Source organism: Streptomyces sp. NL15-2K, from assembly GCF_030551255.1.
Taxonomy (GTDB): Bacteria; Actinomycetota; Actinomycetes; order Streptomycetales; family Streptomycetaceae; genus Streptomyces.
Genome location: NZ_CP130630.1, coordinates 4,866,143 through 4,889,999 on the forward strand (window position 1 = coordinate 4,866,143; position 23,857 = coordinate 4,889,999).

At 68.6% G+C, this 23,857-nt stretch carries 19 protein-coding genes, 1 tRNA gene and 3 pseudogenes; 18 read left to right on the plus strand and 5 right to left on the minus strand.

Translation table 11 applies throughout. The features are described 5' to 3' along the window. Nucleotides 1–51: 51 nt before the first annotated feature. A complete protein-coding gene (locus Q4V64_RS21610; RefSeq protein WP_124441479.1) occupies nt 52–1,593 on the minus strand; it encodes an MFS transporter in 1,542 nt (513 codons plus the stop codon). Between the two features lie 188 nt (nt 1,594–1,781). Further along, the gene (locus Q4V64_RS21615) at nt 1,782–2,435 is read right to left on the minus strand and encodes a TetR/AcrR family transcriptional regulator (RefSeq protein WP_124441478.1); all 654 of its coding nucleotides are present in this window, start codon (nt 2,433–2,435) and stop codon (nt 1,782–1,784) included. A gap of 366 nt (nt 2,436–2,801) precedes the next feature. On the opposite strand from Q4V64_RS21615, the gene Q4V64_RS21620 reads away from it, so the two are divergent. The 3 genes from Q4V64_RS21620 to Q4V64_RS21630 all read left to right on the plus strand — a co-directional run bounded on the left by Q4V64_RS21620 (nt 2,802) and on the right by Q4V64_RS21630 (nt 6,369). Next, on the plus strand, nt 2,802–4,106 hold the full coding sequence (locus Q4V64_RS21620; protein WP_124441477.1) for a M6 family metalloprotease domain-containing protein: 1,305 nt from the start codon (nt 2,802–2,804) through the stop codon (nt 4,104–4,106). Nucleotides 4,107–4,257: 151 nt separating this feature from the next. Further along, a complete protein-coding gene (locus Q4V64_RS21625; RefSeq protein WP_124441476.1) occupies nt 4,258–6,072 on the plus strand; it encodes an IclR family transcriptional regulator C-terminal domain-containing protein in 1,815 nt (604 codons plus the stop codon). 224 nt (nt 6,073–6,296) lie between these two features. Then, nucleotides 6,297–6,369, plus strand: a tRNA-Arg gene (locus Q4V64_RS21630). Nucleotides 6,370–6,416: 47 nt separating this feature from the next. Here Q4V64_RS21630 and Q4V64_RS21635 read toward each other — a convergent pair. Beyond that, the gene (locus Q4V64_RS21635; protein WP_253267093.1) at nt 6,417–7,034 is read right to left on the minus strand and encodes a tyrosine-type recombinase/integrase; all 618 of its coding nucleotides are present in this window, start codon (nt 7,032–7,034) and stop codon (nt 6,417–6,419) included. A 496-nt stretch (nt 7,035–7,530) separates the two neighbouring features. Here Q4V64_RS21635 and Q4V64_RS21640 point away from each other — a divergent pair, with 496 nt between their 5' ends. The 11 genes and pseudogenes from Q4V64_RS21640 (at nt 7,531) to Q4V64_RS21685 (ending at nt 20,531) form a co-directional block, all read left to right on the plus strand. Then, on the plus strand, nt 7,531–8,754 hold the full coding sequence (locus tag Q4V64_RS21640) for an IS110 family transposase (protein WP_124445779.1): 1,224 nt from the start codon (nt 7,531–7,533) through the stop codon (nt 8,752–8,754). A 317-nt stretch (nt 8,755–9,071) separates the two neighbouring features. Beyond that, nucleotides 9,072–9,176 (plus strand): annotated as a pseudogene (locus Q4V64_RS55130) (GNAT family N-acetyltransferase); the annotation flags it as partial. Between the two features lie 611 nt (nt 9,177–9,787). Beyond that, nucleotides 9,788–11,161 (plus strand): argininosuccinate synthase, encoded by a 1,374-nt coding sequence (locus Q4V64_RS21645; protein WP_216377636.1) that lies wholly within the window; start codon nt 9,788–9,790, stop codon nt 11,159–11,161. 77 nt (nt 11,162–11,238) lie between these two features. Then, nucleotides 11,239–12,258 (plus strand): ornithine carbamoyltransferase, encoded by a 1,020-nt coding sequence (locus Q4V64_RS21650; protein ID WP_172629299.1) that lies wholly within the window; start codon nt 11,239–11,241, stop codon nt 12,256–12,258. Beyond that, nucleotides 12,255–13,646, plus strand: coding sequence for an argininosuccinate lyase (argH, locus tag Q4V64_RS21655; protein WP_124441470.1), 1,392 nt, complete (start codon nt 12,255–12,257; stop codon nt 13,644–13,646). Before Q4V64_RS21650 ends, argH (Q4V64_RS21655) begins: the two co-directional genes overlap by 4 nt. A 29-nt stretch (nt 13,647–13,675) precedes the next feature. Further along, nucleotides 13,676–14,467, plus strand: coding sequence for a phytanoyl-CoA dioxygenase family protein (locus tag Q4V64_RS21660; RefSeq protein WP_172629298.1), 792 nt, complete (start codon nt 13,676–13,678; stop codon nt 14,465–14,467). A gap of 2 nt (nt 14,468–14,469) precedes the next feature. Then, entirely contained in the window at nt 14,470–15,648 is a 1,179-nt protein-coding gene (locus tag Q4V64_RS21665; RefSeq protein ID WP_124441468.1) for an ATP-grasp domain-containing protein, read from the plus strand. Beyond that, a complete protein-coding gene (locus Q4V64_RS21670; RefSeq protein ID WP_253267092.1) occupies nt 15,648–16,835 on the plus strand; it encodes an ATP-grasp domain-containing protein in 1,188 nt (395 codons plus the stop codon). The genes Q4V64_RS21665 and Q4V64_RS21670 overlap by 1 nt, the downstream gene beginning before the upstream one ends. A gap of 58 nt (nt 16,836–16,893) precedes the next feature. Next, nucleotides 16,894–18,306, plus strand: coding sequence for an argininosuccinate lyase (gene argH, locus Q4V64_RS21675; protein WP_216377635.1), 1,413 nt, complete (start codon nt 16,894–16,896; stop codon nt 18,304–18,306). Next, on the plus strand, nt 18,303–19,490 hold the full coding sequence (locus Q4V64_RS21680) for an MFS transporter (RefSeq protein WP_124441466.1): 1,188 nt from the start codon (nt 18,303–18,305) through the stop codon (nt 19,488–19,490). The genes argH (Q4V64_RS21675) and Q4V64_RS21680 overlap by 4 nt, the downstream gene beginning before the upstream one ends. Before the next feature lie 114 nt (nt 19,491–19,604). Continuing rightward, on the plus strand, nt 19,605–20,531 hold the full coding sequence (locus tag Q4V64_RS21685; protein WP_124441465.1) for a fatty acid desaturase: 927 nt from the start codon (nt 19,605–19,607) through the stop codon (nt 20,529–20,531). 422 nt (nt 20,532–20,953) lie between these two features. On the opposite strand, the gene Q4V64_RS21690 is transcribed toward Q4V64_RS21685, so the two are convergent. After that, complete coding sequence (locus Q4V64_RS21690) at nt 20,954–21,292, minus strand: hypothetical protein (protein ID WP_303711034.1); 339 nt, start codon at nt 21,290–21,292, stop codon at nt 20,954–20,956. A gap of 114 nt (nt 21,293–21,406) precedes the next feature. Here Q4V64_RS21690 and Q4V64_RS21695 point away from each other — a divergent pair, with 114 nt between their 5' ends. From Q4V64_RS21695 to Q4V64_RS21705, 3 genes are read left to right on the plus strand one after another with little or no spacing between them, the layout of a single operon-like run. Further along, the gene (locus Q4V64_RS21695; protein ID WP_253267091.1) at nt 21,407–22,444 is read left to right on the plus strand and encodes a helix-turn-helix transcriptional regulator; all 1,038 of its coding nucleotides are present in this window, start codon (nt 21,407–21,409) and stop codon (nt 22,442–22,444) included. Further along, on the plus strand, nt 22,423–22,617 hold the full coding sequence (locus tag Q4V64_RS21700; RefSeq protein ID WP_124444290.1) for a hypothetical protein: 195 nt from the start codon (nt 22,423–22,425) through the stop codon (nt 22,615–22,617). Before Q4V64_RS21695 ends, Q4V64_RS21700 begins: the two co-directional genes overlap by 22 nt. Next, nucleotides 22,614–23,162, plus strand: a complete 549-nt coding sequence (locus Q4V64_RS21705; protein ID WP_124441464.1) for a flavoprotein — start codon at nt 22,614–22,616, stop codon at nt 23,160–23,162. The genes Q4V64_RS21700 and Q4V64_RS21705 overlap by 4 nt, the downstream gene beginning before the upstream one ends. 26 nt (nt 23,163–23,188) lie before the next feature. On the opposite strand, the pseudogene Q4V64_RS21710 reads toward Q4V64_RS21705, so the two are convergent. After that, nucleotides 23,189–23,522, minus strand: a pseudogene (locus Q4V64_RS21710) (helix-turn-helix domain-containing protein); the annotation flags it as partial. A 62-nt stretch (nt 23,523–23,584) separates the two neighbouring features. Between Q4V64_RS21710 and Q4V64_RS55135 the strand changes: the two are divergent. Next, a pseudogene (locus Q4V64_RS55135) lies at nt 23,585–23,827 on the plus strand (leucine zipper domain-containing protein); the annotation flags it as partial. Between the last annotated feature and the right edge of the window lie 30 nt (nt 23,828–23,857).

A 23,857-nucleotide genomic window follows, 5' to 3' on the forward strand; every position in this document is an offset into this window, starting at 1 on the left:
GGCTCAGCCCGGTAGAGGCTCAGCCCGCTAGAGGCTCAGCCCGCTAGAGGCTCAGTGAGCGACGACCGGCACCGACAGTTCGTCCTCGGCCGACTCGCCGGAGCCCGCCACCGTGGTGCCGTCCGGGCGGCCGGCGTTGATGAAGGTCAGGGCGATGGCCGCGGCCACGACCAGGATGCCGACGGCGAACCAGATCGCGCTGGTGTAGCCCTGCACCTGGCCCTCCAGCTGAACCAGCTGCTGCTGGGAACGGCTGGTGGCGGAGCCGATGTGGTCCGCGACGTACGACGTGGTGGCCGACGCGGCGATCGTGTTCAGCAGCGCCGTGCCGATCGCACCGCCCACCTGCTGCGAGGTGTTGACCATCGCGGAGGCGACTCCGGAGTCCCGCGGCTCGACGCCCTGCGTGGCCAGGGACATGGCCGGCATGAACGCCGTACCCATGCCGAGGCCCAGCAGCAGCATCCCCGGCAGCAGCAGTGACGCGTACGAGGAACCGATCTCCATCTGGGTCAGCAGCAGCATGCCGAGAGCGGCGACCAGGAAGCCGGGGCCCATCAGCAGGCGCGGCGCGACCCGGGTCATCAGGCGGGTGCCGATCTGGGTGGAGCCCGTGATCATGCCGACGATCATCGGCATGAAGGCGAAACCGGTCTTGACCGGCGAGTAGCCCTTCACGATCTGCAGGTAGTAGGTCAGGAAGAGGAACAGGCCGAACATCGCGATGATGGCGAGGCCCAGGGAGAGGTAGACGCCGCCGCGGTTGCGCTCGGTGATCACGCGCAGCGGCAGCAGCGGGGCCTTGACCCTCGCCTCGACGAGCACGAAGGCGATCAGCAGCACGGCCGAGGTGACGAACATGCCGATGGTCAGGGAGTCGCTCCAGCCGTCGGATTCGGCGCGGGTGAAGCCGTAGACCAGCGCGACCAGACCGAGGGTGGACAGCAGGACGCCGGGGATGTCGAGCGGGTTGCGGTTGCGGCCGCCCTCCGGCTCACGGATGACGAAGTAGGCGCCGGCCGCGGCCACGATGGCGAACGGGATGTTCACGAAGAACGTCCAGCGCCAGTCCAGGTACTCGGTGAGGAAGCCGCCGAGGATCAGACCGACGGCGCCGCCGCCACCCGCGATCGCGCCGTAGATGCCGAACGCCTTGGCGCGCTCCTTGGCGTCCGTGAACATCACGGCGAGCAGGGAGAGCGCGGCCGGGGCGAGCAGGGCACCGAAGACGCCCTGCAGGGCGCGGGAGCCGAACATCATCGCCTCGTTGGTGGCCGCGCCGCCCAGCGCCGAGGCGGCCGCGAAGCCGCCGAGGCCGAGGACGAAGGTGCGCTTACGGCCCCACAGGTCGGCGATCCGGCCGCCGAAGAGGAGGAGACCGCCGAAGGCCAGGGCGTAGGCCGTGACGACCCACTGCCGGTTGCCGTCGGATATCCCCAGGTCCTGCTGGGCGGACGGGAGAGCGATGTTCACGATGGTCGCGTCGAGCACGACCATCAGCTGGGCCAGCGCGATGAAGACCAGCGCTTTCCAGCGGTTGGCGTCGGGGACCTTGCCCGCGGCGCCGGGAGCCTTTGCGGCTGTTTCAGACATGGGGGTACCCACTTCGGGACTTCGTGACGGAAAAAGCGTGTGTAAAGGGGACGGCTCGTCGTCGGTGACGGCCGAGAAGTTGATGTGGTGACTGAGGTGGAGCTCTGAACTGATCGGTCACTGATCGGTCGCTGATCGGGTCACTGATCGGGTCACTGATCGGGTCACTGATCGGTCGGAGCTGATCGTCAGGCTTGGCGCAGCTCCTCCATGGTCGCGGGCGTGCCCGGCAGGGTGGAGCCGGCCGGGGCCCGCAGTCCGTCGATGAACAGTTGCAGGTGCCTGTGCAGGAAACGGTCGGCGTTGAGGCAGGCGGTGCCCGCCGGGGGCCGGCTGAGCTGGGCCACGGCGACCATCAGGTCACCGACGCCCACGTCGGGGCGGAGCTGTCCGGCCACCCGGGCGCGCTCCATGAGCTTCTCGACGGTCCGCTCGAGGCGTTCCCGTGCGTCCTCCAGATCCGGGTGGTTCTTGTCGAACGTGCCCTGGACCATCGGGCACAGCGCGCTGATCCGCTCGTCGGAGGACGCGTGCACGAACCGCTCCAGCGCTTCGAAGGCGTCCCCGGTCTCCCTGAGCGCCAGCTCGGCCGCCCCGACCGTACGGTCCATGACCGAGCAGACGACCTCGCGCACCAGCGCCTCGCGGTCGGGGAAGTTGCGGTACACCGTGGCGTTGCCGACGCCGGCCCGGCGGGCGATCTCGTCGAGCGGGACGTCCGGGCCCAGCTCGACGAACATCTCCCGGGCGGCGGTGACGATCCGCTCCCGGTTGCGCAGGGCGTCGGCGCGCGGCCGGGACACCTTGGGCTGCGCGGGGTTCGGAGACGTCACGGTCTGCACGGCGTACCTCCTAGAAAGCGATGGAGCGACGGAACGATGGAGCAATGGAGCAATGGAGCAATGGAGCAATGGAGCAATGGAGCAATGGAGCGATGAAGCGATGAAGCGATGAAGCGATGAAGCGATGATGTGGAGTTGGATCCGGGGAGGGAGTCCCCGTTTCGCTCCGACACATGGCTAAACGGGGAAGCGGTCCCCGGTTATTTCCCACCCTTCCGAGAAATTCTTGTGACCTGAGTCACAGGCTCATGGGCGGAAAACCCACGTTCGGGCTCACCCAACGCGCGCCCGCGCACCCCTCGACACAGGGTGATCGCAAGGGTGCAGCCGGAGACCGGCGGCTGCCGTGGACGGAAAGGCCCCCGCATGCAGCCGCTCCGCCGTCGGATACGCCCGCGCCGCGCGGCCGCCCTGGCGGCCGTGACCGCGCTGACCTTCGCGGTGAGCACCTCGGCCGGTACCGGACCCTTCGCGCCGGGCCCCGCGCCGGCCGGGGCGGGGCCGATCGCCGTCGCCCGTTCCCCCTCCCACAGCCCCTGCATGATCAGCGGTGCCCCGACGGTGCAGTTGTCGGAGGGCCTGCCCACCCCGGCCGGCTACTCCCGCTCCACCGGCACCGTCCGCGCCCTCACCCTGATGGTCGACTTCTCCGATGTCCCCGGTCCGGGCAGCGCGCTCGACCGGTTCCGGGAGTTCTTCCCCCAGACCCAGCAGTGGTTCCGCACCAGCTCCTACGGCCGTCTCGACTACCGCCCCGAAACCCCGCTGCCCGACTGGCTGCGGATGCCCAAGCCGTTCAAGGCGTACGGCATAGAGCGCGGCGCCCCCTTCGACCCCGGCTACCGGCAGCTGGTCCAGGACATCGTGGCCGAGGCCGATCCCGAGGTGGACTTCCGGTCGTACGACTTCTTGAACGTGCTGATGACGCCGAACGCCGGGCCGTCCGCGCTGGACACGGTCCTGTCGGTGACGTTCGCCGGCAACCCGGAGGCCCCGGTCGCCGACGGCATACCGGTCGCGAACGCCTCCTTCGTCTACTCCCGCCAGGACGACGGCTCCGGCTCCTACGCGCGGACCGGCTACCGCGTCCTCCCCCACGAGAACGGCCATGTCTTCGGCCTGCCCGACCTCTACACACAGGAGGGCGGGGGCGCGGTCGGCCACTGGGACATCATGAGCGAGGACTGGGGGGCCAACAACGACCTCCTCGGCTGGCACAAGTGGAAGCTGGGCTGGCTGGACGCGACGCAGGTGAGCTGTGTGGCGACGCCGGGGACGACGGAGTACACGCTGACGCCGCTGGCCCGGGCGGGCGGCCCGAAGCTGATCTTCGTGCCCGTCGACCGGCACAGCGGATACGCCGTCGAGCTGCGCACCGGCGAGGGCAACGACGAGACCGTGTGCCGACCGGGCGTGCTGATCTACCGGGTCGACGCGGACGTGGACACCGGCCGGGGACCGGTGACGGTGTACGACTCCCGGCGGGACAGCGGAGGCTGCACCCGCAGCCCGAACGTCCACGCGGAACTCTCCGACGCGACGTTCGCCCCCGGCGAGGAGTTCCGGGATCTGCGGCGGGGCATCCGGATCGTGGTGGCGGGGGCGGGGGCAGGGGCGGGGGAGGACACGGACGTCGGGGGTGGGCATCGGGTGCGGGTGACGCGGAGGTAGGGGGTGGTGCGGGACTTCAGGGGCGCTCGGGGACTGCCGGCCCGTGTCGGCCGGCCGGTCGCACGGGCGTCGTAAGGGCGTCGTAAGAGCGTCGTAAGTGACCGCTTCCGGATTACCGTGGGGCTGCCCCGACCGCCGTACCGGAGATCCGATGCCCGCTGAGACGACCCTGGACGCGCCGGAGCCGGCCGACTCCCCCGCCGTACCGGCCGAGGCGGTCACGCCGTTGATCCGCGGGGTCACCGTGCTGCGGCGGCTGACCGAGGCCGGAGGGACGCTGAGCGCGAGCGGGCTGGAACGCGCCACCGGCCTCGCCCGCTCCACGGTCGACCGGATCGCCTCCACGCTCGCGCGCATGGAATACGTCCGTCTCGACGGCCGGGACGTGGTCCTCGCGCCCCGTCTGATGGAACTGGGCAACGCCTACCTGGCCGCACTCCGCCTCCCCGCGCTGCTGGACGCGCGCGCGGACGCGCTCGCCGACGAACTCGACGAGTCGGTGTCGCTGGCGGTCGGCGACCGCGACGGCATCCGCTTCATCCACCAGGCCACCCGCCGCCGCGCGATGTCCCTGAGCTTCCGCATCGGCGACCTGCTGCCGGCCGAACGCACCGCGCCGGGCCCGTTGTTCGCCACGGAGTGGACGCAGGAGGACTGGCGAGCGTGGCGGGCACGCCGGGCGGCGGACCCGGAGGACAGGGGCTTTCCCGCCGTTCCACCGCGCGAACACACCGAAAAGGACGAGGAGTTCGGGCAGCGGGCGGCACGGGCGCGGGAGGACGGCTGGGCGTTGGACGACCAGTTGATCGAACCGGGGCTGGTCGCGGTCTCCGTGCCCGTACGTGATCCACGCAGCGGCCGGATCGCCTGCGTGGCGAGCGTGGTGAGCCACACGAGCCGGCACACGGCGGCGGATCTGCGCGACACGCTGCTGCCCCGGCTGCGGGGGGCGGTGACGGACATGGAACGCGAGCTGCGCGAGGCGCCGGAGGCTGAGGCGGAGGCGGGGGCGGCGCCCTCGGGCTTGGCGGCCTGGACGGGGGCGTCGAAGCAGGAACTGGGCAGGGAGTTCATCGAGTCCCTCGCCCGTGGACTGACCGTGCTGACCGCCTTCGGGGAGGGCCGGGCGGAGCTGACGCTCACGGAGGTGGCGAAGGCGACGGGGCTGGCGCGGGCGACGGCGCGCAGGGCGTTGCTCACGTACGAGCATCTGGGACTGGTGGCGCCGAGCTCGCGGCGCACGTTCGTCCTCACCCCCCGGGTGCTGTCCCTCGGCTTTCCACCCCTGTCCCGCACCTCACTCCCCCGGATCGCGGGCCCCCACCTGGCGGATCTCGCCGCCCGGGTGCAGGAGTCCGCGTCGCTGGCGGTACTGACCGCCTCGGGCGAGGAGGTCCAGGTCACGGCCCGGGCGGCTGCGCGCCGGGTGATGAGCGTGGACATCAGGGTCGGCACGCGGCTGCCGGCCGCCGCGACGTCCCTGGGGCGCGTGCTGTTGGCGGGCGCCGGGGAGACGGGTGCGTTGGAGGTGGGGGAAGTGCGGGCGCGTGGTGCGGACGGCCGGGACTCGGGTGCGCTGGAGGCGCGGGCGCGTGGTACGGACGGCCGGGATACGGGTGCGCTGGAGGCGCGGGCGCGTGGTACGGACGGCCGGGATACGGGTGCGCTGGAAGAGGCACGGGCGCACGGTGCGGACGCCCGGGACTCGGGTGCGCTGGGGGAGGCGCGGGCGCGCGGTTATGCCCTCGTCGACGAGGAGTGGGAGGAGGGCCTGCGCTCGATCGCGGTCCCGGTCCGCGACCGTACGGGCAAGGTGGTGGCCGCCGCGAACGTGGCCCTGCACGCGGCCCGCCGCACGGCCGAGGAGTGCGTCCTGGACGTCCTGCCCGAGCTGACGGCGACGGCCGCCCGGATCGAGGCGGACCTGGGGGTGGCGGGGCGGTTCACGCGGGTGCCGCTGGTCTGAGCGGGGGCTGCGGGAGGCGGCCGGCCCTTCCGCCACCAACTCGACTTCGCCTACACCTCCCTCGAGCCGATCTTCGAGGAGAACCTGCGGGAGCTGTGTGCCCTGCACAATCTGGACTACGAGCCGCCACAGCCGCCGTCGACACCGATCCCGCCCCCTCCGTGATCCACCAACCGCTACACTGTCGACGGTGACACGGGTGCCAGCGCGCCCTTGTCGGCTTCGCCTTCGTAGCTCAGGGGATAGAGCACCGCTCTCCTAAAGCGGGTGTCGCAGGTTCGAATCCTGCCGGGGGCACAACGCATTGCCGCTCTGACCTGGAGTTTCTCCCCCAGGGAGGGCTCCTACTCGGCCTCGGACTCCTCGTCCGGGGCCGTTTGCGTGAGCGGTGCGTGAGCGGACGGAGAGCTGATCTCCGGAATTCCTCCCAACTGATCAGCATCATCCGGCACGAACTCCGGGCCGGGATGCTGCACGCCGTCGGGCTCGGGCTCCGCTTCGGGAGCGGCGTTCTCAGAGGTGGCGCGGGCGCGCGGTACGAGCCGGGCTGCGGCCTCTGCGATCGCCGAGTCCGCTTCGGGGAGCAGGCTCGTGTACGTGTCGGCCGTGATGGTGATCGAGGAGTGGCCGAGCATCTCCTGGATGTCCTTCAAGTCGGCCCCGGCCGCGTGGGCGAGGGTCGCGGCACCGTGGCGGAGGTCGTGAGGCCGAACCAGCGGGAGACCGATCTCCTCGTACAGCTCGATGAACCGCCGGGTGACGTTGGCGGGGTGGAGCATCTCGCCGTTCTCCTTGGTGAGGACTCGGCCGGTCTCCACCCAGGCGTTCTCCCACTCCTTACGGCCCTTGTCCTGCTGGGCTCGGTGTCGCCTGAGGGCCTGGACCGTGTCGGAGTCGAGCGCGATGGTCCGCGCGCCGGCGTCGGTCTTGGGGTCGTCTTCGTACACCTCCCAGCCGTCCACGACGAGTTGCTTGGCGACAGTGATGAGACCGGTTCACGGCCGTCCTCGCATACGCCGACGGACAACCAGTCGGCTACGCCTTTCCCCCCAGGCCGCTTGAACGTGTCGTCCACCGAGATCACCAGCGGCGCTTCCTCGGCGATCAGTAGGCGCACCATGGGGGCCAGAGGGCGGACAGGCAGCGGTGGGCGTGGTGCTCGGCGGCCGCCGGTCGGCGGCGAAGCCCCCCGTTACCTTTTTCGTGGCCCCGCAATGGGGCGCCTGGCCCCCGGGTCCGGTATGGCTGTGTGCCCCCTGTCGTACGGATGACCTGGGGGGTGTTGCCGCCGGGCTTCGGGGCACCGCTTGACCGCTGATGAGGGGCCTGACGACCGCCTGGTCCGGCGCAATGCCGGGCCGTTTCACTGGTGGCATGTCTGCGTAACGTGGTTGCCGGCGTGTGGTGCCGCAGGGACGGCCGGGAGTTGAGGAGACGAGTGGCGAGGGGCACGCGTACATGGTCGACACGACCGCGATAGATCTTTTCCTCGGCCTGGACCTGGGCAAGGAGTTCCACCACGCCCACGGCCGGACCGAAGACGGCAGAACCGTGCACGACAAGCGGCTGCCCAACACCGAGCCGAAACTGCTGGAGCTGTTCACCAGGCTGGTGGCGAAGTTCGGCACTGTCCTGGTGATCGTGGACCAGGTCGCCAACATCGGCGCGCTGCCGCTGACGGTGGCCCGCGCGGCCGGCTGCCGGGTGGCCTACCTGCCCGGGCTGTCGATGCGGCGGGCCGCCGACCTGCACCCGGGCGAGGCCAAGACCGACGCCCGCGACGCGTTCGTGATCGCCGAGACCGCCCGCACCATGCCGCACACCCTGCGCGCGGTGGACCGCGACGACGAGGTGCTGGCCGAGCTGACCATGCTCACCGGCTACGACAACGACCTGGCCGGCGAGGTCAACCGCGCCACCAACCGGCTGCGCGGCCTGCTCTCTCAGATCCACCCCTCTCTCGAGCGTGTGCTCGGCCCGCGCCTGGCCTACCCCTATATCCAGGCGCTCCTCCAACGGCACGGCTCCCCGGCGAGACTGAGGAAACTGGGCCGGGCCCGCTGCGAGGCCCTGCTCAAGGTGCACGGTTCGCGCAAGGCCCACCACCTGACCGCAGAGATCTTCGACGCGCTCGCCGAGCAGACCCTTGTCGTGCCGGGCACCGAGGCATCCGCGCTGATCGTGCCGGGACTCGCCGCCCAGCTCGCCGCCGCCCACACCCAGCGCCGCCAGGCCGAGCAGGAGATCGCCGCCCTGCTGGAGGCCCTCCCTCTTTTCCACCTCCTGACCTCCCTGCCCGGCCTGGGCGTCAGGACCACAGCGGCCGTGATCGTCGCGATCGGCGACGGCACCGGCTTCCCCACCGCCGGACACCTCGCCTCCTACGCCGGACTCGCCCCCGCCACGAAGTCCTCGGGCACCTCCATCCGCGGCGAGCACGCACCCCACCGCGGCAACCGGCTCCTCAAACGCGCCCTGTTCCAGGCCGCGTTCGCCGCGATCGGCTGCAAAGCCGACCCGTCCTCCCGGATCTACTACGACCGGCAACGCGCACGCGGCAAGACCCACACCCAGGCGATCCTCCGCCTGGCCCGCCAGCGCGTGAACGTCATCCACGCCATGATCCGCACCGGGGCCCTCTACGAAGCACGCACCCCGAACGACGTCGACCTCGCCGCCTGACGACTCCACCGCCCCTACCCTCCAAGCCCCATCACGCCCGCGCACCGGCACGGCCACTCCGGCCCTGCCGGCCACCGGGATGCCCATCAGCCACCCGATCCGCCAGGAACATCCCGCTTCGCGGGACGTTCCCGAAAACCACGATCAACCCCTACAAGCCGACCCCCCGGGGTTGACGAAACAGATAGGGGCACCCCCCCCCGCCCGGCTCGTAGAGCACCGCCGAGGCCGACAGCCGGACGGTAAGGGTTGCGCGGTCGGGCAGATACCGCAGCGCCCGCCCGTGGCAGGCGACGTCGGCGACCACGTGCACACGACAGCGCACCAGCCCGACGCCGGCCGAGAAGTACACCGAGCGCCCGGCCGTGGCCCTGAAGGAGATCGGCGTCCGGCCAACCTGGCGCAAGACCGGCACCGCCCGCTGCGGGACAGAGCCAAGGCCCAGCAGGTCGGCGCTCCAGCTCGCCCTGGAGAAGAAGGCGTGAGCGCCGTGGTGGGACCAGCACCGCTCACTTCCCGCGCCCAACAGCATGCCGGTGACAGCGCCCGGCCGGTCTGCGCGATCAGCCCGGCGACCAGGGCAGCGAAGGGGCAGGAGAAACGGCCGCGCAGCGATTCCAAGGCGGCGAGCAGCCGGGCGGATCCGATCGGATCGGGAAGCATCGGTGGGCCCCTCTATGAGGCGGCGAACGGCACCGCCGATGCTTCTCTCGTGTCCGCCGCACCGTGGAGACACAGACCCTTTACCGCTCGCGTGGGCGACTGGCTGACGAATAGTCAGGACGTCGGAGTTGAGATCTTCAACTTCCGTACGATTAGGCACACTTGCACCCAATCGGCCGACCGGAAGGGTCTCGCATCCTGAGAAGATCCTCAGAATCTCTTGCTAGCTACACGATCATTCATCCAGTCTGATCTTTGATGGGGGGCGGCAACCGCTTTAGCGGTGACCATCCCCCACCATTACGGGGCAACGGCGCGCTCTGCACAGCGGGGCGCAGCGGGGGGAATCGGAAACTACGACACTTCTCACTTGTCGTTCCACGAGAACGTTGTCACGGAACGGGGTCGTCCAGCGAGCCGCCGACAGGGCGGCGTGACAGCCAAAGAGCCAGCCACACTGCGCTCTCGCGCGCACGGACTGCCGACGCCCCATTGCCACTTGAAGCTGAGGGACTTTCAGGTAATGACCAAGCCGCGCAAAATCGTCCTGGCCTTTTCAGGGGGACTCGACACGTCAGTCATTCTGAAGTGGCTGCAGATCGAGTACGACGCAGAAATCGTCACGTTCACCGCCGATCTCGGCCAGGGCGAGGAACTGGAAGCCGCCAGGCAACGGGCCCTGGCACTGGGCGTGAAGCCCGAAAACATCTTCATCGAAGACCTTCGGCACGAACTGGTGTCCGAGTATGCCTTCCCGATGTATCGCGCGAACGCTGCATACGAGGGCAATTACCTGATGGGGACGCCCATAGCCAGACCGCTGGTGGCCAAGCGGCAGATCGAGATCGCGCGCCAGGTGGGCGCCGACGCGGTCGCCCACGGCGCGACGGGCAAGGGCAACGACCAGTTGCGCTTCGAGCTGGCCTACTACGCCCTCGCACCGGACATCCAGGTGATCGCGCCCTGGCGGGAATGGGACATGGCCGGCCGTGCTCAGCTGATCGAGTTCGCTGACCTGCACGGCATCCAGGTCGCCAAGGACAAGCGCGGTGGGGCCCCCTACTCGGCCGACTCCAACATGCTGCACATCTCCTGCGAGGGCAAAGAGCTCGAAGACCCCTGGGTCACACCGGAGGACGAGGCCTGGGTCCGGACCAAGTCGCCGGAAGAAGCCCCCGACAGGCCGACCACCATCGAGATCGAGTTCTCGAAGGGCGACCCCGTCGCGATCGACGGTGAGACACTCGACCCGGTGTCCCTGCTGGACCGCCTGAACGAACTCGGTGCGGAGAACGGCATCGGCAGGATCGACATCGTCGACACCCGGTACGTCGGGATGAAGTGCCGTGGCCTGTTCGAGACTCCCGGCGGGACCATCTGGCTGCAGGCGCACCGTGCCATCGAATCCATCACGCTCGACCGCGGGGAAGCCCACCTCAAGGACGAGCTGATGCCGCGTTATGCGGAACTCATCTACAACGGTTACTGGTTCACCCCGGAGCGGGAAATGCTCCAGGCTCTCGTCGACAAGAGCCAGGAGCGCGTCACCGGAACCGTACGCCTCAAGCTCTACAAGGGGAACGTCATCGTCGAGGGCCGCAAGAGCCCGAAATCCCTCTACAGCCAGGATCTGGTCACCTTCGAGGAGGGCGGCGGATACCAGCAGCGGGATGCGACCGGGTTCATTCGCATCAACTCTCTGCGGCTGCGCCAGTTGGGACACGTGCGCAAGAGTGGGTCGTAGACCGACATTCACGCGCACCGCACCCGGCGTAGACATCCTCCGGACGGATTCACGTCCCAGGCGAGAGAAATATGTGCATGACTCACAAGCAGTTGCTGACGATCGACGATCTCACCACATCCGATGTGCTGGACATCATTGAGGTCGCCGACCTCCTGGAAAAGCACCGCAGGCGCTTCGGCTATCTTCCCGCCCTGTTGCGCGGGAAATGCCTCGGCATGATCTTCGACGAGACATCGCTGCGCACGCGTACCGCATTCGAACGGGCCATAGGAGATCTGGGCGGCCAGGCGATCCACTACAACGGCGCGGAAGCCCGCGTCGGACGCCACGCGGCGAAAACCGAGCACCTGCCCGACTTCGTGAAAGTGGCGGGCGGATTCAACGATGTGCTGCTGAGCCGCATCTACGACTTCGCCACCCAGGAACAGATCTGTGCGCTGTCCCCGGTTCCGTTCATCAACGGCATGTGCGACGAGCACCACCCCACGCAGGCCCTCTGCGACTTCCTCACCATCAAGCGACAGTTCGGCGCCGTGGAGGGAATCAACATCGCCTTCGTCGGCGACGGGACGAACATCGCCCTCTCGCTCGCACAGACCGCCGCCAAGGTTGGCGCACGCTTCACCTGTGCGACGCCGGAGAAGTTCGCGCTGCCGGCGGACCAGACCGCGCATCTGGCCGGATTCACCGCCACCACCGACGCGGAGGCCGCCGTCAAGGACGCTCACGTGGTCGTCGCCGACGCCTGGATCCCGATGAACAAGGCCCTCGAGGCCGAGCTGCGCCGTGAGGTCCTGGCTCCCTACCGCGTCACGCCCGCCCTCATGACACAGGCCCGCACGGACGCGGTCTTCCTTCACAACCTTCCCGCCTACCGGGGCGACGAGGTCGTGCCCGAGGTCATCGACGGACCGCAGTCGGTGATCTACGACGAGGCCGTCGCTCGGCTGCACATCGCCCGGGCCCTGCTGCTGTACTGCCTGCGGCCCGACTGGGCGGACCTGGTGGCCGCCGCGAACGCCGGAACGACCGAGGCGTTCGACCGCCACCTGGACGAGATCGCGGCACGCTCGGCCTCCCGGAGCCTGTCGTGAGCACCGACGAGCGGTCCCTGGCCGCCCGGCGGATGGACGCGATCGGTACGAGCGCGCACTACGATCGCCGGCTCGCGCCGTACGACATCGCCGCCTCGCAGGCGCACGTCACGATGCTGCACAAGCAGGGGATCGTTCCGGCCGATGCCGCGGCCGAGCTCCACCGCGGTCTCGACCTGCTCAAGGAGCGGATCGAGACGGGAGCCGACCCGCTCGATCCGACTGCCGAGGACGTACACACCGCGATAGAGCAGTACCTGGAGACGCAGATCGGGGCCGACGCGGGCTGGCTCGGGACCGCGCGCGCCCGCAACGATCTCGCCGTGACGGCGCTACGGCTCTGGATCCGCGACCAGGTGGGCGCGTTGACCGGGAAGGTCCTGGCGCTGACAGAGGCGTTGGCCGCACAGGCCGAGCAGCACAGCGCGACGGTGATGCCTGGTTTCTCTCATCTGCAGATCGCGCAGCCGGTGACGTTCGGTCATGTCTGCCTAGCCTACGCGGAGACGTTCCTGCGCGACGCCGAGCGGCTGCGCTTCGTACTGGCTCTGCAGGACGAGTCCCCCATGGGCTCCGCGGCGCTCGCAGGCACCGGATTCCCGATCGATCGGGAGTCCGTGGCGCGGAGTCTCGGGTTCGACCGACCGACCGCGAACTCGCTGGAGAGCGTCGGGGACCGTGGCTTCGCGCTCGACTTCCTGGCTGCCGGTACGTCCCTGGCTCTCGACCTCTCCCGCTTCGGCGCGGAGATCGTCTTCTGGTCCTCGCAGCCCATCGGCCTGGTCTCGCTGCCCGACGAACTGGTCAGTTCCTCGGCGGCTCTGCCGCACAAGCGCAATCCCGACGCAGCGGAGCTGATACGCGGCAAGAGCGGCCGGGTCCTGGGCAACCTCCACACCCTGCAAACGGTGGTCAAGGGGCTGCCGCTGAGCTACTTCAGGGATCTGCAGGAGGACAAGGAGCCGCTGTTCGACACCGCGGACACGTTGGTGCTGGTGCTGGACGCGGCGATCTCCATCGCCACCCTGACGCGGCCGAACGTGGACGCGATGCGCGCCGCGTCGGATCTCAGCTTCGTCACGTCCGGTGATCTGGCGGACTGGCTGACGCGTGAGCGGAAGATCCCATTCCGTGAGGCCCACCATCTCGTCACCAAACTGGTGCGCTTGGCCGAGGAACACCGACTTTCGCTCGGTGAACTGTCCTTGGAGCTGCGTGGCGGTGTCGACGAGCGGCTGGCCTTTTCCGAATGGCCGGACATCACCGTCGATGCCTCGGTCGCGTCTCGCGACAGCCAGGGGGGCACGGCTCCGAGCCGTGTGCTCGAGGCCGCCGCACAACTACGTTCAAAACTGGCCGAGTTCACAGCACGCGCTGCCGACCGGTAGATCTTCGACCAAGAAGGGGAGGTCCAGCGTTGCTTGCGACGACGGATCTGGCGGAGAAGACAGAGCAGTACTGGAAAGACGGCTACACCGTCCTGACCGGCGTGTACGGAGAGGACGAAGTCGAGGGCCTGCGGCGCGAATGCGACCGCCTCTGGACGCTCGACGGGCTGGACGACGACCTCAACCTGCGCACCGAGTTCCGGCGCGGACCCGACGGTGAGTACATCTTCGACCGTCTCGACCCTGTCCTCGACATCTCGCCGCCGCTGAACGCGGCCGCGACGCACCCAGCCCTGCTGGAGGCGCTCGCTGCCATCCTCGGCGGCCCCACGAAGCTCCTCAAGGCCAAGTTGATCCAGAAGCAGCCGGGTGTGCGGGGCTACGCCGCCCACCAGGACTTTCTGTACTGGAAGTGGCTCGACAAGGGTCCGGACACCCTGTGCACGGTGGTCATCAACCTCTTTCCCAGCGACGAGCGCTCGGGCGGAATCGGGTTCTACCGCGGCAGCCACCAGCAACTGCTCCCCGGCCCCGCGGACAATCCGGAAGGCGATTTCGACCCGGCTCAGCTCGACGCGTCGACCATCGAGGTCCCCGCGCTGAACGCCGGTGACGTCCTGGTGTTCCATTCCCTGGCCCCCCACTTCAGCGGCCCCAACACGAGTGACCGCCCGCGGACCGTACTGCTGCCGTCGTACTGCATGACGGACGAAGCCGACCTGTACCAGAAGTACTACAAGCGCGAAGTGGTGCGGCGGTGCAAGGAAATGGTGGGATTCGAGCGGTACTTCGCCTCGCTTGACGCCTCCAAAGGTGCGTGAACATGCATATCCTGCTGCTCCACCCGGTCGCCGAATGGTCATTGGAACGCGTTGCCGCGGTCTGTGACCGTGAGGGCTGGCAGCTGACGATCGTGACGATCGAGAGTTCGACGGTCGGGGACGACGTCACCACACTCCACGAGTGGATCAGGGTGCCGGCGCTGTCGGACTCGCCCGGGGAACTGCTGTCACAGATCGGGGCGCGGCGGTTCGACGCGGTGGCCGCGGGCAATGAGTTCGCGGTGATCGCGGCGGACGTCCTGGCGCGAGAACTGGGGCTGTATCACAACGACGTCGACACGATTCGCGCCTCCCGGAACAAGGCCCTCATGCGTGAGGTGTTCGAGGAGCTCCGAGTTCCGCAGCCGCGGACGATCGCCAGGCTGTCCTCGGCCGAGGACAGCCTGGCGATCGACTGGGAGAACGTCGCCTTCCCCGTGATCGTCAAACCGGTCGACATGGCCATGAGCCTGTTCGTGCGCAAGTGCGACTCACGGGCCGAGGTGGAGGAGACACTCGCGAAGATGTCGGCCTTCAAGACGTCCCGGCTGACCAACTACGCGTTCAGCGCCGGCGCCCTCGTCGAGGAGTTCGTGGCGGGGCCCGAGTTCAGCCTCGAATGCGTCGTGCAGGGCGGGCAGGTGGTCGCCCACGCCTTGACGCAGAAATACCTGTCACCGCTTCCGGCGTGCTACGAGATCGGCCATGTCTCGGGCAGCGACCTGCCGGCGCAGCACGAACGAGAACTGCTCGAGGCGATCGAACGCATCGCCTCGGGCTGGGGCATGGCGCAGGGCGTGATGCACGTGGAGTTCAAGATGACTCCCGATCGCGTCAGCGTCATCGAAGCCGCCGCCCGCCCCGCGGGAGACCACGTGCCCGAGCTCGTCGAACTGCAGCACGGCTTGTCCCTGGAGGAGGCGTACCTGCACGCGCGAGGGGGCCTGGACTGGAAGGTGGCGCCACGCGAACCGCGGGATGTCTGGCACGGGATCCGCTTCGCGTTCGACGAGCGCTCCGCCGTGACACCGCCCGACAGCGTCGAAGTGCTGCACGTCCACGACGACACGAGCGGAGTCGTCGCCGGCGCGGAACCCTTCTCGGTGAATCGGCGTACCGGATTCTCCATGCTGCGCGGTGAGTCGTTGACCGACCTGGAAACCTACGTTCGGACACCGTGATGAAGAATCCAAAGCAGGTCGTCGTCGTGGGCGGCGGTCCCGGGCTGTGCGACCGTGTGCGCCTGCTCGGTGCCGACATCACGCTGGTGGACACGCCGACGGGATACGACGAGGCGCTGGTCGCGACCGCGCGACGCAGCGTTTTGACCGACTACGACGATCCGTCGCTGATCCCGATGCTGTCGGCGATCCACCGCGAGACGCCCTTCAGCGCGGTGCTCTCCCTGACGGAGCACGGGCTGATGCCCGCGGCGCGGATCGCGGAGGCACTCGGGGTTCCGGGCCTCTCCCCCGAGGTCGTCGGCCGCTCCCGGGACAAGTTCGCCATGCGCACATGGCTGCTGGACAAGGGGTTCTCCGCCGTCCCCTGCACGGTCGTGCGGGATGTCGCCGACATCCGGGACTTCGCGGCCGAGCACGGATATCCGGTGATCGTGAAGCCACGTCACGGCCGGGGAAGCGAGCATGTGTCGTGCTTCCGCCGGGCCGAAGAGGTGGTCATGCCGCCCGTGACCGCCGACGAGTACATCGCAGAGCCGTTCCTCTCCGGTCCGGAGTTCTCGGTCGAGGCGTTCAGCTGCGCCGGCGAACACCACGTGGTGGCGATCACGGGCAAGTTCACTCACGACGACGACCCGGCGAACCCCTTCGTGGAGATCGGTCACGTGGTCCCGGCGCCGCTCGAACCCGCAGACTCGGCGGCAATCGTGGCATACGTCTCCGAGTTCCTCGACATCATGGGAATCACGGACGGCTGCAGCCATACGGAGCTGCGCCTGACACCGTCGGGCTCGGAGGTCATCGAGACGCACACCCGGGTCGGCGGAGACTCGATCCCGACACTCGTCAGGCAGGCCACGGGGCACGATCTGCTCGACCTGCTGGTCCAGTGGTCCCTCGACGGCGTCAGGCCCCAGGAACCGGCGCTCACGGTCGCCGGTGCCGCTGCGATCCGGTTCTTCGCGCCACCGCCGGGGACAGTCACCGGCATCAGCGGGGCGCAGCGGTGGCAGGGGCTGCCCGGTGTCCTCAAGTTCCACCTTCCACTGAAGGCGGGGGACCGGATCTCGCAGATACGGGACTCCCACACCCGGGTCGGTTATGTGCTGACCACGGCCCCGACCGCCGCGCAGGCGATCGAGCTGTGCCGAGATGTCGTGTCGGGGGTCCACATCGATGTCGGGTAGCGTGCCGCAGGTTTGACGTCACAGATTTTCTCTTCATTCCAGAAAGGTGGCGCAGCACGTGAGCGACCAGGCGAGCAAGGGCAGCGGGTTGATCAGGGGCCGATTCGGTGAGGGCATGTCCGAGGTGATGGAGCAGATCAACGCCTCCATCGGCTTCGACCAGCGGATGGCCATGCAGGACATCGACGGCTCGGTCGCCCATGTCACGATGCTCTGTCAGCAGGACATCGTCTCCGAGGCGGACGCCACGGCCATCAAGGACGGCCTGGAGGTGATTCGGGCCGAAATCACCTCCGGGAACTTCACGTTCTCGGCGGAGCTCGAAGACATTCACATGAACATCGAGTCCCGGCTCCGCGAGCTGATCGGCGCCGCGGCCGGGCGACTGCACACGGCCCGCAGCCGCAACGACCAGGTCGCCACGAGCTTCCGTCTCTGGGTGCGCGACGCCAACGACCGCGCACTGCGTCTGGTCCGGCAGCTCATCGAGGTTCTGGTCGAGCAGGCCGGACAGCACACGGCGACCATCCTGCCCGGATACACCCATCTGCAAAGCGCTCAGCCGGTGTCGTTCGGTCACCATCTGATGGCGTACGTCGAGATGTTCGGGCGCGACTACGGACGTCTGCACGACTGTCGCGAACGTCTGAACGAGTCCCCGCTCGGCGCGGCGGCGCTGGCCGGGACGTCCTTCCCGATCGACCGCGAACTCACCGCGGAGCTGCTGGGGTTCGCCCGGCCGATGGCCAACTCCCTGGACGCGGTCTCGGACCGGGACTTCGCCCTCGAATATCTCTCGGCCGCCTCGATGTGCATGACGCATCTGTCGCGCCTGGCCGAGGAGATCGTGCTGTGGATGTCGCCGCAGTTCGGCTTCATCGAACTGTCGGACGCCTGGACGACCGGCTCGTCGATCATGCCGCAGAAGCGGAATCCCGACGCCGCCGAGCTGGTCCGGGGCAAGACCGGCCGGGTGCACGGCTCCTTGTTCGGCCTTCTGACGGTCATGAAGGCGCTGCCGCTGACGTTCTCCAAGGACATGCAAGAGGACAAGGAACGGACCTTCGACGGTGCCGACACCTTCGAGCTGTGTCTGAAGGCGATGATCGGCATGATCGGGGACCTGAAGGCCCGCGCAGCGGAGATGCGGGCGGCGGCCGGCGCCGGCCACGCGACGGCGACCGACCTCGCCGACTGGCTGACGCGTGAGTTGGGCATGCCGTTCCGGGAGGCCCACCACATCACGGGCCGACTGGTGCGGCTGGCGGACGAACGAGCGTGCGGCCTGGACGAGTTGCCGCTGAAGGAGATGCAGGAGGTTGATTCCCGCATCAACGCGGACGTGTTCGCGGTGCTCGGGGTGGAGGATTCGGTGAACTCGCGCCGCAGTCTTGGCGGTACCTCGCCGGAGTGTGTGGCGCGTCAGGTCGGGCTGTGGCGAGTTCGTATCGATCAGTTGCCCGGCACATGACGACCTACCGCGAGATCTTCAGGATCCGTGAGTTCCGGGCCCTGTTCGTGGTCCGCCTGTTCGCGATGACGGGTGTCGTGCTCTCCAGCCTGGCGCTCGGCACCGTGATGTACCACCAGACGGGATCGCCGTTCCTGACGGCGATCTCCCTCTTCGGCGGACCGCTCGTGCAACTCGTCGCTGCACGCTATCTGTTGGCCACCTCGGACCTGATGCGTCCACGCACCGCGATGATCTTCATGGCGAGCGTGTCCACGACGACGGCCGCGTTGCAGACACTCCCGGGTCTGGGCTGGTGGCTGCGGTTCCTGATCCTCGCGGGCGGCTACGTGGCGATGGCCGCGACATCGGGGGCCGTCATCGCGCTGCTGTCCGACATCGTGCCGAAGGACGCGTTCGTGCTGGCGCGCGCCACAATGAACATCACGGTCGGCGGCATGCAGATCATCGGAAACGGCATAGGTGCCGTGCTGCTCGCCGTGGTGTCGCCGTCCTGGCTGTTCGGCATCGCGGCGGCGGTCGGCGTCACCGCCGGCGTCAACGCGCGGCTCGGGCTCCCGGACCGCCCGCCGCGCGCCGCAGGAAAGACGGTCGAGCGCAGCCGCCGTATCAACCGCGAGCTGCTCACCTCGCCGGTCGTCCGGCCGCTCTACCTGATGATGTGGCTGCCCAACGGCCTGGTGACGGGGTGCGAAGCGCTGTTCATCCCGTACGCCAGGGACCACGCCGGATTTCTGCTGGCGGCCGGCGCGGGCGGCATGCTCGCCGGTGACATCGTGGTCGGACGCTTCGTCCCCCTGGCGTTGCGGGACCGGCTGGTCCTGCCGCTGTGCGTGTTGCTGGGGGTGCCGTTCCTGCTGTTCCCGCTGTCGCCACCGGTACCGGTTGCAGCGGCGCTGGTCGCGCTGTCCGCCTTCGGCTGTGCGGCGCTGCTGCCGTTGCAGGAGCGGCTGGTGGGCCGGACCCACGAGGACACGCGCGGCCAGGCGTTCGGCCTGTTCAGCACCGGCCTGATGGTGGCTCAGGGCCTGGGAGCCGCATTGGCCGGCGGCATCGCCCAGCTGCTCCCCGGCGCGGACGCGGTGGGCTGGGCGATGGCCTCGATGGCCGTGATGTCGCTGCTGGTCACCGCGCTGCTGCTCAAGGGAGTGCAGCGGTCCACCGACCTGGCCGCCCACGTGTAGCCGCTGACACAGCGAGGCCCGACGACCCCTTCGTGGGGTGGCCTCGCTCTGTCCTGCTGCCCTGATCACCAACCAACTCACCGAGGACCACCAGACAATAGGGGGTAATTTCTGATGTCCGAAACCTCGATCTCTCCGCGAGTGCTGTATCAGCGGGCACCCGTCCGCGCCAAGGACGAGGCCGTCTTCATCGGCAAGATATGCGTGCTCGCCGTACTGACAGCGGCGGGGATCGTGCTCGCCGTTCAGTCCTCGTACGCAGTGACCGCGGTCGGTGTGGTCGTCCTGGGGGCGGCGTACACCCACGCGGTGGAACTGCAGCACCAGTGCCTGCACCATTCGGCCTTCCGCGGTTCACGTGCGCACCGCATCGTCGGTGTGCCGCTGGGCACGCCCATGTTCGTGTCCTACAGCCACTACCGAGTACGTCATCTGCAGCACCACCGCTACCTGGGGACCCCGCAGGACACGGAGTTCTTCGGATTCGACACGCGCAAGCCGCTCACCCTGGGCGCCCTGGCCAAGGGGCTGTTCGACGTGAGTCGTCTCGTGGACGTGGGGCGTGACATCGTCCAGTGCGTGCCGGGCCGCTGGCAGTACGACATGGGGCAGATCTCCCCGAAGAGCCGCAAGGCGATCATCGCCGAATACCGATGGTTCGGGATCTTCCTCGCACTCCTCGTGACGGTCTGCGCCCTCGGCGGTGGGTCGCTGGTGGTACGCCTGTGGCTGCTGCCCTTCCTCGTGGCGATGCCGATGCACTTCGTGGTGGAGCTGCCCGAGCACATCCTGTGCGACACCGACAGTGTCGACGTGTTGCGCAACACTCGCTCGATAACCGGCAGTTGGCTGACGACCTGGTTCACCAACGGAAACAACCTGCACATCGAGCACCACGCCGCGATGAACGTCCCGATCAACCGCCTCCGCGAAAGGCACGCCGACACCCAGGAGTTCGCGCTGAACGTGCAGCGCACGTACTTCGAGTTCTTCACGATCGTGATGCGGGAGGTCTGGAAGAACAGAAGAGCAGTGGCCTGACGACGGCAGGGCGGGCCACGGGCCTACGCTCGGCACATTCCTGGCCGACCGATTTCTCCCACAGGGAGGGCTCCTGCTCGGCCTCGGACTCCTCGTCCGGGGCCGTTTGCGTGAGCGGACAGAGTTTGATCCCCCCCCCCAACGAATCCGGCGGATCAGCATGACCCAACGCGGACTCCGGACCGACATCTCCGTGCTGGGGGTCGCGCGAGCGCGCGGTACGGGCGGCTTGTGTCACGACCGAGGCCATGAAAGCCGGTCCGGCAGGAGGCTTCTTCTCGTTCGTCGAACCGTCTGGCGACGTTGGCGAGGTGGAGCAGTCCCCCGTTCTCGCGGACAGAGACTTCGCGACTCCGCCATGGGGTTCAGCAACACGAACCCCGGCGAGGGTCGTCGGCGGGCGGCGGGCTCGGTGAGCCCGGTCATCTGCGGCCATCCAGGACGAGGCGGCGCAGGGCGCGGCGGGTGTCGCACGGGGCGGGGTCGTCGACGCACTGCTCGCCGGTCCCGGTGTGGTCGCCGTACTCCCGGAGAGCGGCTTCCTTCAGACAGTCACGGCAGCTGCGTGGGAACCAGTGAGCGACGACTCCGGCCAAGGAGTCGCTGCGGGTGCCGAGGTCTATGGCGCTCTCGCCGGTCAGGGCGGTGGTGCACCAGACACACGCGGCGCCTCTGATCTGGCCCTCAGCGAGGAGGCTGACGGGGGGGCAGTGGTAGCTCCGCGAGCACGTCGATGGTGGGGGTGGTGCTCGCGTTCTCACTGGGCATGGCTCACGCCTCCACGGTCACGGTGATCCGTCTCACACCTGTGACCGTAGGACGCGGTACAACAGACACGGGCACGCAAAGTGCGTGCCTTGCTCCGGGGGTACGCAATGGACACTTCTGGCATCGGCCGCCGCATCGCCTACTGGCGAGAACGGCGAGGCTTCACCCAGACCGACTTCGGTCAGCTCATGGGCCAGACGAAGCGCTGGGTGCAGGACATCGAAGGCGGCAAACGCCAGCAAGACCCACGCCTGTCGGTACTGGTGCGCGCGGCCGACGTCCTGCGCGTCCCCCTGGAGCAACTCTTGTCCGACAGCCCGCCCGCACCACCTGCGGGCAGCGGCCCGCCCGCCGAAGCCCTCGGCGTCATCGACGCCCTGTACCGGCCGGCCCCGGACACCAACCCGCCCGCGCTCGCCGTCTTGCAACGGCGGCTCGACTACTGCTGCGCCGCATTCCAGGCGTGCCACTACGCCTCCCTCGCCCGCGAACTCCCGCCGCTCATCGTGGGCGCGGGGCAGGTAGCGCACGGCGCACCCGTCGGCGCTCAGTCCGAGGCCCAGGCCGTACTGTCCCGCGTCTTACAACTGGTGACGTCATACCTGCACAAGTACGGGGCAGCGACGGTGATTCAGGCCGCGCTCGCCGCTGACCGGGCGCTGGTCGCCGCCGAGCGGTCCGGTGATCCGGTGCAGATCGGGGCTGCGTCGCGGCGGGTGGCGAAGAGCCTCGTCCATCAGCAGCGGCCCGAAGCTGCCGTGGAGTTCGCGACTGCGGCTGCCCGGCGCCTCGGAGGCGACCTCGCCGAGCAGGGGCCGCTCGGGCTGTCGACGCTCGGCATGTTGTACCTGTCGGCTGCCCTCGCAGCTTCGTCGCAGGAGCGGACCACGGCGCGGGTGCGCGCGGCCGGCACGTCGACGAAGCGGCCGACGCCGCCGACCGGCAAGGCGGAGACCGGAATGAGGACTGGACGATGTTCGGTCCGACCAACGTTTGCCTGCACCGGGTGGACATGCTGTTGCGTTTCGAGGATGGCTGGTCGGCGCTCGAAGTCGCCGCGGGCCTGGGCCGGGAGGCCCTCTCCGGTATGTCTCGGGAGCGGCAGGCCGGCCACCGTGTTGCGATGGCACGAGCTTCGCTCCTGACTCGACGTAAGGACGACGCGGCGCGAGCGCTGTTGGAGGCCGACGAGCTGGCGCCGGAGGAGGTGCGAAACACGCCGAGCACGGTGAACCTGGCCAAGGACGTCGTGTGCGCAACCCCCAACCCTGGGGGCGAGTTGCGTGCGCTGGCCGAGCGCTGTGGACTGCGCGCATGACTCGCGTGCTCTACTTCATCGCCTGCGCCGCAGGGCCCACCCAGTACATCGATGACGGCGTGCGCGCTGCCCAGGCCGACGGGTGGGATGTGTGCCTCATCCTCACGCCGTCTGCGGCAAATTGGTGGGAACCGCGCATACAGGAACTCGTCGACCTGACCGGACACCCGGTGCGGTCGCGGTACAAGCTGCCGTGGGAGTCGGACGTGCTGCCGAAGGCGGACGCGATGCTGGTGGCGCCGATGTCGTGCACGACGCTGAACAAGTGGGGCGCGGGGATCGCGGACACCGTGGCGATCGGTATCCCGTCGGAGGCGGTGCACATGGGTGTGCCTGTGGTGGCGATGCCGTACTTCAACCAGGCGCAGGGTGCGCAGCCGGCGGTAGCGCGGTCGATCGCCGTTCTGCGGGACCAGGGCGTTCTCGTTCTCGACGGTCCGAACGGGTACGAGTCGCATCCTCCGAAGCGAGGGAACCCGAAGCAGTACCCATGGGAGAAGGCGCTCGCCGGTGTGAGAACTCTGGGAAAGCCAGGGCCGCCATGAGTGAAGCGGGGGTGCCGCTCGACAGGGTCGACCAGCATCACCCCACCGACCATGCCCATCTGCCACAACTGCATCGCACGGTCCCGCTGCCAGCGCTTGTAATCCGGCCGCTTCCGCCGCCGGACTCCGGATCCACCAGGCCATGCCGCACCAGGATCCGATACACGGTCATCCGCGACGGCACCGGGCTTACCGCCCCGGACCGCTCCATGACATGAGGATCCTCCGCGGACCCCACCGGGGATGCTTGCGCCGCAGCTCACACACAGCCGCCTCCACCTCGGCAGAAGCCTGATGCGGACACGAGGCCGGCCTGCGGGACCGGTCCGCCAGCCCGGCCAGCCCCGAGGCCTCATACCGGGACTTTCTAGAACTGACGATCATCGTTGACATCTGGGTCTCCGATCACTACGGAGATCCACATGCCGAAGTCCACCCCCACCGCCCCGCCGCTTGACCGCGAGGCCAAGCGGCGCCTGGCCGTCATACGCCACGTCGAAGAGGTCAGCGGAAACGTCGCGATGTCCTGCCGGTACTTCGGGATCAGTCGGCAGGCGTACTACACCTGGTACCGCCGCTACCAGGCCGAGGGAGCCGACGGGCTGCGCACCCGCTCCAAGGCACCGAAGCACAGCCCCAACGCGACGCACGTCGAGGTGGTCGGGAAGATCATCTATCTGCGGCAGAACTACCAC